This window comes from Methylobacterium sp. WL116 (assembly GCF_008039455.1).
Classification (GTDB): Bacteria; Pseudomonadota; Alphaproteobacteria; order Rhizobiales; family Beijerinckiaceae; genus Methylobacterium.
The window spans coordinates 1-11,299 of the sequence record NZ_VRUV01000105.1; the positions used below are offsets into that span (position 1 = coordinate 1).

The 11,299-nt window shown below is 70.1% G+C and carries 9 protein-coding genes and 2 pseudogenes; 3 read left to right on the top strand and 8 right to left on the bottom strand.

Annotated elements, in window-relative coordinates; translation table 11 throughout:
* The 7 genes and pseudogenes from FV223_RS10590 to FV223_RS10615 all read right to left on the bottom strand — a co-directional run.
* Positions 1-205 (bottom strand): annotated as a pseudogene (locus FV223_RS10590) (hypothetical protein); the annotation flags it as partial.
* Positions 206-214: 9 nt separating this feature from the next.
* Positions 215-691, bottom strand: coding sequence for a transcription elongation factor GreA (gene greA / locus FV223_RS10595; RefSeq protein ID WP_187274882.1), 477 nt, complete (start codon positions 689-691; stop codon positions 215-217).
* Between the two features lie 131 nt (positions 692-822).
* Positions 823-4,296: a carbamoyl-phosphate synthase large subunit gene (gene carB, locus FV223_RS10600; RefSeq protein WP_147727011.1), complete on the bottom strand. Its 3,474-nt coding sequence runs from the start codon at positions 4,294-4,296 to the stop codon at positions 823-825.
* A gap of 299 nt (positions 4,297-4,595) precedes the next feature.
* Complete coding sequence (locus FV223_RS10605; RefSeq protein WP_147727012.1) at positions 4,596-4,973, bottom strand: hypothetical protein; 378 nt, start codon at positions 4,971-4,973, stop codon at positions 4,596-4,598.
* Positions 4,974-5,123: 150 nt separating this feature from the next.
* The gene (gene cysK, locus FV223_RS10610) at positions 5,124-6,098 is read right to left on the bottom strand and encodes a cysteine synthase A (RefSeq protein WP_147727013.1); all 975 of its coding nucleotides are present in this window, start codon (positions 6,096-6,098) and stop codon (positions 5,124-5,126) included.
* A 243-nt stretch (positions 6,099-6,341) separates the two neighbouring features.
* Positions 6,342-6,497: a hypothetical protein gene (locus FV223_RS30285; protein ID WP_187276110.1), complete on the bottom strand. Its 156-nt coding sequence runs from the start codon at positions 6,495-6,497 to the stop codon at positions 6,342-6,344.
* A 98-nt stretch (positions 6,498-6,595) separates the two neighbouring features.
* Positions 6,596-7,102: an META domain-containing protein gene (locus FV223_RS10615; protein WP_147727014.1), complete on the bottom strand. Its 507-nt coding sequence runs from the start codon at positions 7,100-7,102 to the stop codon at positions 6,596-6,598.
* A 343-nt stretch (positions 7,103-7,445) separates the two neighbouring features.
* Here FV223_RS10615 and FV223_RS10620 point away from each other — a divergent pair, with 343 nt between their 5' ends.
* The 3 genes from FV223_RS10620 (at position 7,446) to msrP (ending at position 10,588) form a co-directional block, all read left to right on the top strand.
* The gene (locus FV223_RS10620) at positions 7,446-7,715 is read left to right on the top strand and encodes an XRE family transcriptional regulator (protein ID WP_147727018.1); all 270 of its coding nucleotides are present in this window, start codon (positions 7,446-7,448) and stop codon (positions 7,713-7,715) included.
* A gap of 128 nt (positions 7,716-7,843) precedes the next feature.
* Positions 7,844-9,562 (top strand): AMP-binding protein, encoded by a 1,719-nt coding sequence (locus FV223_RS10625; protein ID WP_147727015.1) that lies wholly within the window; start codon positions 7,844-7,846, stop codon positions 9,560-9,562.
* 87 nt (positions 9,563-9,649) lie between these two features.
* Positions 9,650-10,588 carry a protein-methionine-sulfoxide reductase catalytic subunit MsrP gene (gene msrP / locus FV223_RS10630; protein ID WP_147727016.1) on the top strand — a complete coding sequence of 313 codons (939 nt, stop codon included), beginning with the start codon at positions 9,650-9,652 and terminating at the stop codon, positions 10,586-10,588.
* A 191-nt stretch (positions 10,589-10,779) separates the two neighbouring features.
* Here the strand turns inward: msrP and FV223_RS10635 are convergent.
* Positions 10,780-11,299, bottom strand: a pseudogene (locus tag FV223_RS10635) (AMP-binding protein); the annotation flags it as partial.

Consider the following 11,299-nt stretch of genomic DNA (forward strand, 5'->3'; position numbering starts at 1 on the left):
GCGCCTCGGCCTGGGCCCCGGCGCCGAGCGCCACGAGCGGGCGCACGTCGACGCGGACGTCGGAGAAGCGGTCGCCCTGCAGGCTCGGAAAATCGCCGGCCGAGGCCGGGGCGGCGACGGCCGAAGCGGTCACGGCCAGGGCGGTCACGGCCGGTGCGGCCAGAGCCGGGAGGGCCAGCAGCCCGGCGATCCAGCGTCGCGCCATCCGCACCGGTCAGCCCCCGTACCGGATGCCGACGACCTCGTAGGACTTGCCGCCGCCGGGCGTCGTCACCTCGACGGAATCGCCGACGCCCTTGCCGATCAGCGCCCGCGCGATCGGCGAGGTGATCGAGACCCGGCCCGAATGCACGTCGGCCTCGGGCTCGCCGACGATCTGGTAGGTCTTCTCTTCCTCCGTATCGTCGTCGACGAGCTTCACGGTCGCGCCGAACTTGATCTTGTCGCCCGAGAGCTTGGTGACGTCGATGATCTCGGCGCGCGCGATCAGGCTCTCCAGCTCGAGCACGCGGCCCTCGTTGTGAGACTGCGCCTCCTTGGCGGCGTGATACTCGGCGTTCTCGGAGAGGTCGCCGTGCGCGCGCGCCTCGGAGATCGCCGCGACGATGCGCGGGCGCTCCACCTGCTGGCGGTGCTTCAGCTCCTCCTCCATGGCTGCGAAGCCACGCACCGTGATCGGAACCTTGTCTATCGCCATCGTCTCGCGCCACAATGAAGAGGCCCGGCCGGACGCGGGGATGCCGCGCCCTCCGGGCCAGATTCCAAAACCTGTCCGAGCGCAGGGTCCGCGATCGGTCAGAAACGTCGTGTCGCCGCCCGGCTTCAGGCTGCGAAGTATTCCTGCAGGGCGCGGACCCGAAGGTCACCTTCGAGATAGGCCTGAATGCCCTCGGCCGCCGCCATCGCTCCGGCCAGAGTGGTGTAGTACGGCACCTTATGCAAGAGGGCCGCCCGGCGGAGCGAGCGCGAGTCCGACAGCGCGCCGGCCCCCTCGGTGGTGTTCAGGACGAGCTGGATGTCCCCGTTCTTGATCGAGTCGACCACGTGCGGCCGGCCTTCGAGCACCTTGTTCACCCGGTCGCAGGCGACGCCGTTCTCGACGAGGTAGCGCTGGGTGCCGCCGGTCGCCACGATCGCGAAGCCGAGCCCGGCCAGCAGCCGGATCGAGGGCAGGATGCGTGCCTTGTCGCCGTCCCGCACCGAGACGAACACCGTCCCCGAGCGCGGCACCTTGGTGCCCGAGCCGAGCTGGCTCTTGGCGAAGGCGACGCCGAAGCCGGCATCGAGCCCGATGACCTCGCCGGTGGAGCGCATCTCCGGCCCGAGCAGCACGTCGACGCCGGGGAAGCGCGCGAACGGGAACACCGCCTCCTTCACCGCGATGTGGTTGAGGACCTTCTTCTTCAGCCCGAACGCGGCCAGCGCCTCGCCGGCCATGACCCGGGCGGCGATCTTGGCGATCGGCTCGCCGATCACCTTGGCGACGAACGGCACCGTGCGGGACGCGCGCGGGTTCACCTCCAGCACGTAGATCGTGCCGTCCTTGATCGCGTACTGCACGTTCATCAGGCCGCCGACCTTCAGCGCCAGCGCCATCGCCTTGGTCTGGCGCTCCAGCTCGGCGATGATCTCGGGCGAGAGCGAGCGCGAGGGCAGCGAGCAGGCCGAGTCGCCGGAATGGATGCCGGCCTCCTCGATGTGCTCCATGATCCCGGCGATGAACACGTCGGTGCCGTCGCAGACCGCGTCGACGTCGATCTCGACCGCATCCGACAGGTAGCGGTCGAACAGCAGCGGGTTCTTGCCGAGCACCGTGTTGATCTGGCCGGTCTTGTCGTTGGGGTAGCGCGACTTGACCTCGGACGGGATCAGGCTCGGCAGGGTGTCGAGCAGGTAGTCGGCGAACTGGGTCTCGTCGCGGATGATCGCCATGGCGCGGCCGCCGAGCACGTAGCTCGGGCGCACCACGAAGGGCAGGCCGAGGTCGGCCGCGACCATCCGGCCCTGCTCGACCGAGTAGGCGATGCCGTTCTTGGGCTGCTTCATCCCGAGCTTGTCGAGGAGCCGCTTGAACTGGTCGCGGTCCTCGGCGAGGTCGATCGCGTCCGGCGAGGTGCCGAGGATCGGCACGCCGGCGGCTTCGAGCGCGCGGGCGAGCTTCAGCGGCGTCTGGCCGCCGAACTGGACGATGACCCCGTGCAGGGTGCCGTTCTGCCGCTCGGTCTCGATGATCTCGAGCACGTCCTCCTGCGTCAGCGGCTCGAAGTAGAGCCGGTCGGAGGTGTCGTAATCGGTCGAGACGGTCTCCGGGTTGCAGTTGACCATGATGGTCTCGTAGCCCGCCTCCGACAGCGCGTAGCAGGCGTGGCAGCAGCAATAGTCGAACTCGATGCCCTGGCCGATCCGGTTCGGGCCGCCGCCGAGGATGATGACCTTCCTGGCCGCGGTCGGCTGGGCCTCGTCGGCGACCGTGCCGGCGAAGGGGGCGACGTAGGTCGAGTACATGTAGGCGGTCGGCGCCTTGAACTCGGCGGCACAGGTGTCGATCCGCTTGAACACCGGCCGCACCTTCAGCGCGCGGCGCGCCTCGCGCACCGACGGCTCGTCGGTCCCGGCGAGGACGGCCAGGCGCGCGTCGGAGAAGCCCGCGGCCTTGAGCTGGCGGAACGCGCCCGGCGTCGCCGGCAGGCCGTGCGCCTTGACCCGGTTCTCCAGGTCGATGATGCCCTGCAGCTGCTCCAGGAACCACGGGTCGATCTTGCACGAGGCGTGGACCTCGGCATGGCTCACCCCGAGGCGCAACGCCTGCGCGACGTTGAGCAGCCGGTCCGGCGTCGGCGTGCCGATCGCCGCCTTGATCGCGTTGTGGTCGTCGCCCTTGCCGAGCCCCTCGATCTCGATCTCGTCGAGGCCGGTGAGCCCGGTCTCGAGAGAGCGCAGGGCCTTCTGCAGCGATTCGGCGAAGCACCGGCCGATCGCCATCGCCTCGCCGACCGACTTCATCGCGGTGGTCAGCGTCGGCTCGGCGCCGGGGAACTTCTCGAACGCGAAGCGGGGGATCTTGGTGACGACGTAGTCGATCGTCGGCTCGAACGAGGCCGGGGTCGCGCCGCCGGTGATGTCGTTGGCGATCTCGTCGAGGGTGTAGCCGACGGCCAGCTTGGCCGCGACCTTGGCGATCGGGAAGCCGGTGGCCTTCGACGCCAGCGCCGAGGAGCGCGACACGCGCGGGTTCATCTCGATGACGATCATCCGGCCGGTGGCCGGGTCGATGGCGAACTGCACGTTCGAGCCGCCGGTCTCGACGCCGATCTCGCGCAGCACCGCGAGGGATGCGTCGCGCATCACCTGGTATTCCTTGTCGGTCAGCGTCAGCGCCGGCGCGACGGTGACGGAATCGCCGGTGTGGACGCCCATCGGGTCGATGTTCTCGATCGAACAGACGATGATGCAGTTGTCCGCCTTGTCGCGGACGACCTCCATCTCATACTCCTTCCAGCCGAGCACCGATTCCTCGATCAGCACCTCGTTGGTCGGCGACGCGTCGATGCCGCGCTCGACGATGTCGAGGAATTCCTCGCGGTTGTAGGCGATGCCGCCGCCGGTGCCGCCCATGGTGAAGGACGGCCGGATGATCGCCGGCAGGCCGACCTCGGCGAGCGCGATCAGGGCCTGGCCCAGCGCGTGCTCGATGTAGCGCTTGCGCCGGTCGCCCTCGCCCGCATGCCAGGTCTTCTCGAAGGCGGCGACCGCCGCGTCCCGGTCGGCACCCGCAGGCCACTGCGCCTCGATGCGGGCGATCTCGGCGAGGCGCCTGTCGCGGTCGGCCTTCTTCGGCACCGAGGCGTTGGCGAGCTCCGATTTCGGCGTCTCGAGGCCGATCTTGGTCATCGCGTCGCGGAAGAGATGGCGGTCCTCGGCCTTGTCGATGGCCTCGGCCGTCGCGCCGATCATCTGCACGCCGTACTTCTCCAGCACGCCCATGCGCTGGAGCGAGAGCGCGCAGTTCAGCGCGGTCTGGCCGCCCATGGTCGGCAGGATCGCGTCCGGCCGCTCCTTCTCGATGATCTTGGCGACGATCTCCGGGGTGATCGGCTCGACGTAGGTCGCATCCGCCATGTCCGGGTCGGTCATGATGGTGGCCGGGTTCGAGTTGACCAGCACGATCCGGTAGCCCTCCTCGCGGAGCGCCTTGCAGGCCTGGGTGCCGGAATAGTCGAACTCGCAGGCCTGCCCGATGATGATCGGCCCCGCACCGACGATGAGGATTGAGGAGATATCGGTGCGCTTCGGCATCGGACGCCTTGGATGCGCTCACACGTGCCCGACCGCGCAGCCCGGCTCTCGGGGCGGCGCGGATGGGCGCAGGCGGCGGGATTGTCGTTGAGACCCGCGTCTACACGCAGCCGGAGGCGTTTGAAAGGGCGTGTGCACGCATGGTTGGGCCGCCCCGAAACCGGGGACGCGTTTCCGACCCGGCCGGGATGGGTTCAAGCCCTCTCAACGCTCGACCGGATGATGCGCCCTCCTCCCGCACGCGGGGAAAGGGATCGCTTGGCTGTCGAAGCGGGAGCGGAGAAACCGCCCTGCTCGCGTCAGAGGCCGGCGTAGAGCGCGGCGACGGCGCGGTCGATCGAGAGGTAGAACACGCCGAAGGCGACCAGCGCCGCGACCGCGAACTCCATGGCGACGCTCGGAAGCGTCTGCGAGCGGCGGATCACCTCGCGGCCGAAGACCAGCGAGACCCAGGCCAGCGTCAGCAGCGCCGGCATCACGAACAGGTAGGAGACCGTGCTCTCGATGTGGTCGAGGCCGTTGGCCGGGTCGAGGATCGCGCGGATGTTGCGCACCCACGGCGCGTAGCAGGCGGCGTAGAGCGTGGTCAGCCACGACAGGCCGACGGCGACCCCGAGATGGAAGCTGAAGATGCGGTGCAGACGGGAGAAGTCGTCGCGCGCGTCGTCGAAGGTCATTCGTCAGCCCCGTTCATCGTCGAGATCGGCCCGGCGACGATCGTTGCGGCGTCGTCGTTAACGGGCGGTTGACGACGGGATGGGGGACGATCCTGTGTTTTGTGTGACGCCGGGCCCCAGGCCCGGCGCCCAAATCGTGGCAGTCCCGGTCTAGCCGACGCCCTCGAACAGCGCCGAGGAGATGTAGCGCTCGGCGAACGAGCACGCGACCGTGACGATGCGCTTGCCCTTGAACTCCGGCCGGCCCGCCAGCTCCAGCGCCGCCGCGACGTTGCCGCCGGTGGAGATGCCGCCGGGGATGCCCTCGAGGCGGGCGAGCTCGCGGGCGGTCTCGAACGCCTGCTGGTTCGAGACGGTGATCACGCCGTCGACGATCGCGCGGTCGAGGTTGTCCGGGATGAAGCCCGCGCCGATGCCCTGGATCTTGTGCGGCCCCGGCTGCCCGCCGGAGATGACCGGCGAATCCGTCGGCTCGACCGCGAACACCTTCAGGTTCGGCAGGCGCGGCTTCAGCACCGAGCCGACGCCGGTGATCGTCCCGCCGGTGCCGACGCCGGCCACGAACGCGTCGAGCTGGCCGTCGGTGTCGTTCCAGATCTCTTCCGCCGTCGTCCTGCGGTGGATCTCCGGGTTGGCGGGGTTCGAGAATTGCTGCGGCATCACCGAGCCGGGGATCTCGCCGAGCAGCTCCTCGGCCTTGGCGATGGCGCCCTTCATGCCCTGCGGGCCGGGCGTCAGCGCCAGCTCGGCGCCGAGGAAGGCCAGCATCTTGCGGCGCTCGAGCGACATCGTCTCGGGCATCACCAGGATCAGGCGGTAGCCGCGGGCGGCGGCCACGAAGGCCAGCGCGATGCCGGTGTTGCCGGAGGTCGGCTCGACCAGGGTGCCGCCGGGCTTCAGCTTGCCCGAGGCCTCCAGCGCGTCGATCATGTTGACGCCGATGCGGTCCTTCACGCTGGCGATCGGGTTGAAGAACTCGAGCTTCAGCAGGATCTCGGCGTCGATGCCGCGCGCCTGCGGCAGGCGGTTCAGGCGGACGAGCGGCGTGTTGCCGATCGTCTCGGTGATCGAGCCGTAGACGCGGCCATGGCCGGGCTTGCGGGCTGGGGTCTCGACAGATGCCATGGTCGCGAATCTCCGAAGGACGCTCAGGTGACGGCGCGCCGGGCCGCCCGCGCGGGGGCGGGACCGGGCGTTTCCGGAGCCGGGATATCGCGTGCGGCGGGCGGGGGCAATCGGGCCAAGTGCCGGATACGGCGATCATTTTCTCCCGCGTCGGCGTACCTCGCCGAAGCGTGGAAGATCGCTTCTGCGCGGCCGGCGATACGGGGAAGATCGTTCTTCGCCGGCCGGGTCGAGGCGGCTGCGTCAGCGGGCGCCGAGCGCGAGAAGGAGGCCGAGGAGCGGCACGGCGGCTGCGATCCAGGCCGCGCCGGGGTGGAAGCTCGGCGGCGCGACGTAGCGGGAGGCGTCGTGCACGCCCGCGCGGAGGGTCGCTCGCCCGAGACCGATCTTTGCCGCCATGCGCCCCTCCGACCGTGAACCGGATCGAAGAAGGCGCGGGGGCGTCTCAAGGCCTGGTGAATCGGGCCCGGCCGCGTGGAAGCGTGGTCAACGGCGCCTTAAAGCGCGCGGTCGAACTTCAGCTCGCCGTTGGGGCTCTTCAGCACGAGCTGCGAGCCGACCATGTCCCACTGCGCCGCCGTGCGGAGCGCCACGAAGTAAGCCTGCTCGGTCGCCTGGAGGCTCTTGTCGCAGGACTTCTTGGTGAGGGCGAGCGGGCCGACCGCGAGGTGCTGCTCCTTGAGCGGGAAGGCTGTCGCCGCGAAGGTGTTGCAGCCGCCGTAGCCGCGGGCGCGGTACTGCTTGTCGATGATGAAGCTCGGCCGGTCGGTGCCGCCGAACGGCTTGCCGTTGATGCTCACCGCGGTCCAGGTCGAGTCCAGCGGAAACACCTTCTCGGTCTGCTTGGCGCCGGGGATGTACTGCTCTTTCTTGTCCTCGCCGCCGGGCCGGCGGTTGCCCTTGCCGAAGCCGCTGATCGAGTTCTGCGCCCTCGTCTCGGTCGCCGTGGTGAGAACCAGCGCACCGGCGGCGCAGGCCAGAGCGGCGATCAGCATCGGTTTCATGGTACGCCCCTTGTCCCTCGTTTCCGGTGCGCCACCCTCGGGATGCCTTGGAGGCATTCGGGAGCCCGTGCCTGGGCCCGTGGCGGCGCGCGGAAGCGCCAATGCGATAGGATTTCAGCACAATTGTGGTCAAGGCGGCCGCAGGCGGGCTTTTGTCGGCGTCCCGCGCGAAGTTCGCCGGCCCGTCCGCAGGATTCGGGGCCGTTCGCCGGAATTCTGAAACGATCCGCGTTCCGCTCCGTTGTCACGCACCGGATGGCGGTCGGCCAGATCGGCGAATCGAGGAGAGTTCGGCTTGGCGGGATCTGACGAAGGTGGGCAGAGCGGCGCTGCCCCGAGGCCGTTGAGCCCGGTCCAGTCGCGGGCCGCGCGGGGGCTGCTCGGCTGGTCCGAGGCCGACCTGGCCGCCAAGTCCGGGCTCGATGCGGGCTTCGTGCGCGACTTCGAGGCCGGCACCGGCGATCCGCCCTCGGGCCAGGTCGAGGTCCTGCGCAGCGCGCTGATGACGGCCGGCGTCGCCTTCAGCGAGGACGGCAGCTCCGGCGTCCGGCTCACGCAGACCGGCGGCGAGGGCACCCGCCTCGACGCCTTGACCACCGAGAACGACCGCTGACCCGGACGCGGGGGCGCCGGCGCTTGCTTGCCGCGGGCGGAGCGATCCCCCACAGTCCGGGCCAAGGGGAGCGAACGCACAAAGCCGATAAGCGTGGCCGCGAATGCCGCGCGCGATGGAGAAACGCCGTGATCCAGGACAGCCGGGCACCGCGCCCATGGCTCGCCGCCTACCCGCCGGGCATGCCGGCGGAGATCGACGCCGACAGCCTCGGCACCCTCGTCGACCTGTTCGAGACCAGCACGGCGCGCTTCGCCGACCGGCCGGCGCTGACGTGCTTCGGCTCCTCGATGTCCTATGCCGCGCTCGGGAGCGCCAGCCGTGCCGTCGCCGCGTGGCTCGCCGCCCAGGGCCTCGCCAAGGGCGACCGCGTCGCGATCATGATGCCGAACGTGCCGGCCTACGCGGTGGCGATCTTCGGGGTGCTGGTCGCCGGCGGCACGGTGGTGAACATCAACCCGCTCTACACGCCGCGCGAGCTGTCGGCGCAGCTCAACGATTCCGGCGCCCGCATCCTGTTCGTGCTCGAGAACTTCGCCCACACCGTCGCCGAGGCGCTGCCCGGGATCGCCCTCGACCACGTGGTGCTCGCCGGTCCGGGCGACGGCCTCGGGCTCAAGGGCCGGGTGATCGACCTCGCCTCCCGCCACCTGAAGAAGGCGGTGCCGCCCTTCGTCCTGCCGGCGGGCAAGGCGGTGCGGCTCGACGCGGTGATGCGTCAGGGCAGGGGGCTGACGGCGCCGAAGGCCGCCGTGACGCAGGACGACCTCGCCTTCCTGCAATACACCGGCGGCACCACCGGCGTCGCCAAGGCGGCGATGCTGACCCACCGCAACATCATGGTGAACGTCGTCCAGAGCGAGGTCTGGTTCGAGGGCCTCGACGAGCCCGGCCGGGTGATGGTCACGGCGCTGCCGCTGTATCACATCTTCGCGCTGACCTGCTGCTTCTTCTTCTTCATGCGCACCGGCGGGAGCTGCCTCCTGATCCCGAACCCGCGCGACGGCGACGGCTTCGTGAGGACGCTGTCGAGGACCCGGTTCACCCACTTCTCCGGCGTCAACACGCTCTTCAACCTGCTGAACAACCACCCGAAGATCGGCACGGTCGACTTCTCGCAGCTCGACTACGTGGTAGCCGGCGGCATGGCGGTGCAGAGCGCGGTCGCCGCGCGCTGGAAGGCGATCACCGGCAAGACCATCATCGAGGGCTACGGCCTGTCGGAGACCTCGCCGGTGGTCTGCGTCAACCCGTATCGCCTCGCGGCGTGGTCCGGCACGATCGGCTATCCGCTGCCCTCGACCGACGTGTCGATCCGCGGCTCGGACGGGATGCCGGTGCCCGCCGGCACCCCCGGCGAGATCTGCGTGCACGGGCCGCAGGTGATGAAGGGCTACTGGAAGCGCCCCGACGAGACCGCCGCGGCGACCACCGCGGACGGGTTCTTCCGCACCGGCGACATCGCCGTGATGGAGACGGACGGCCAGGTGCGGATCGTCGACCGGATGAAGGACATGATCCTCGTCTCCGGCTTCAACGTCTACCCGAACGAGGTCGAGGACGTGCTGTCGGCCCATCCCGGCGTGCTCGAATGCGCCGTGGTCGGCGCGCCCCACGCCGAGACCGGCGAGATGGTGGTGGCCCACGTCGTCCTGCGCGACCCCGCGCTCACCGCCGAGGCGATCCGCGCGCATGCCCGGACCCAGCTCACCGGCTACAAGGTGCCGCGCAGGGTCGTGCTGCACCAGAGCCTGCCGAAGACCAACGTCGGCAAGGTTCTGCGCCGGATGCTCCGCGACGAAGCGCCGCCGACCGGATCCGAAACGGAGGTAACCCCTCCGCCGTAGACGGCGAACAAGACGCGCGCAGCGGTCCACCGGCTCCTCGAGGGGACGGTCGCGACACGTGGCGGGCAGGACAGTGCGGAGACGACGATGCTGATCAAGCGGTTGCGCGGCTGGGAGATTCCCGAGCACCTCGTTACCCCGGAATCCGTGTTCCTCGACCGGCGGGCGCTGCTCGGCGGCTCCGCCGGGCTCGCCGCGGCGGCGATGCTGGGCGGGCGGGCCTTCGCCGACACGGGGCCCTATCCGGCCAAGCGCAACGACGCCTACGCCCTCGACCGCCCGCTGACGCCGGAGGCCTTCAGCGGCGACTACAACAACTTCTACGAGTTCGGCACCTCGAAGACCGTGCTGCCGGCCGCCGACGCGCTCAAGACCAGCCCGTGGACGATCAAGGTCGACGGCCTCGTCGAGAAACCGTTCGAGCTCGGCGTCGAGGACCTGATCCGCAAGATCGGGCTGGAGGAGCGGCTCTACCGCCACCGTTGCGTCGAGGCGTGGTCGATGGCGGTGCCGTGGACCGGTTTCCCGCTGTCCAAGCTCGTGGCGCTGGCGAAGCCCGCCTCGGGGGCGAAGTACGTCCAGCTGACGACCTTCCTCGACCGCAAGATGGCGCCGGGCCAGCGCACCTTCTACCCGTGGCCCTACGTCGAGGGGCTGACGATGGCGGAGGCCGGCAACGACCTCGCCTTCGTCGCCACCGGCATCTACGGCAAGGCGCTGCCGAACCAGTTCGGCGCGCCGATCCGCCTCGCGCTGCCGTGGAAGTACGGGTTCAAGTCGATCAAGTCGATCGTGAAGGTCTCGTTCGTGGCCGAGCGGCCGAAGACCTTCTGGGAGGCGCTCGGCCCGTCCGAATACGGCTTCTGGGCCAACGTCAACCCGGCGGTGCCGCACCCGCGCTGGAGCCAGGCGAGCGAGCGCGTGCTCGGCACCGACACCCGCGTCCCGACGCTGATCTACAACGGCTACGGCGAGCAGGTGGCGGGGCTGTACAAGGACCTGCAGGGCGAGCGGCTGTTCGTGTGAGGCGAAACCCCGTCCGGGGAAGCCGCTGAAGTCTCGACAGGGCTCTTCCCCCCCCTCTGCGGGGGAGGGTGGCCCGCGAAGCGGGTCGGGAGAGGGGAGCGCGCTGTCCGGAGAGGTCGCTCCCCTCTCCCGACCCTCGCTGACGCGAGGCCCACCCTCCCCCGCAGAGGGGGGGAGGGAGGCCATCCGCCTCACTCCGCGTCGCGCAGCGCCCGACGGATGATCTTGCCGGTGGTGGTCATCGGCAGGGCGTCGCGAAAGGCGATCTCGCGCGGGTACTCGTGGGCCGAGAGCCGCGTGCGCACGAAGGCCTGGATCTCGTCGGCGAGCGCCGGCGAGGCGGCGTAGCCCGGGCGCAGGACGAGGAAGGCCTTCACGATCTCCGTGCGCAGCGGATCGGGCTTGCCGACCGCGGCGGCGAGCGCCACGGCCGGGTGGGCGCACAGGCAGGCCTCGATCTCGGCGGGGCCGATCCGGTAGGCCGCCGAGGTGATCAGGTCGTCGTCGCGGCCGACGAAGTGGACGTAGCCGTCCGCGTCGCGCCGGGCCTGGTCGCCGGTGAGCATCCAGTCGCCGGAAAACTTGCGCGCGGTCGCCTCGGGCTGGTTCCAGTAGCGCAGGAACATCACCGGATCGGGGCGGGCGACGGCGATCTCGCCTGGCTCGTCCGTGCCGGCCTCGCTGCCGTCGGGCCGCAGGATCGCGACGCGG

What these genes read in the sequence shown, in the direction of transcription:
- cysK (WP_147727013.1), bottom strand. Translation starts at nt 6,098, where the DNA reads ATGGCATCTGTCGAGACCCCAGCCCGCAAGCCCGGCCATGGCCGCGTC.
- carB (WP_147727011.1), bottom strand. Translation starts at nt 4,296, where the DNA reads ATGCCGAAGCGCACCGATATCTCCTCAATCCTCATCGTCGGTGCGGGG.
- msrP (WP_147727016.1), top strand. Translation starts at nt 9,650, where the DNA reads ATGCTGATCAAGCGGTTGCGCGGCTGGGAGATTCCCGAGCACCTCGTT.
- FV223_RS10605 (WP_147727012.1), bottom strand. Translation starts at nt 4,973, where the DNA reads ATGACCTTCGACGACGCGCGCGACGACTTCTCCCGTCTGCACCGCATC.
- FV223_RS30285 (WP_187276110.1), bottom strand. Translation starts at nt 6,497, where the DNA reads ATGGCGGCAAAGATCGGTCTCGGGCGAGCGACCCTCCGCGCGGGCGTG.
- FV223_RS10615 (WP_147727014.1), bottom strand. Translation starts at nt 7,102, where the DNA reads ATGAAACCGATGCTGATCGCCGCTCTGGCCTGCGCCGCCGGTGCGCTG.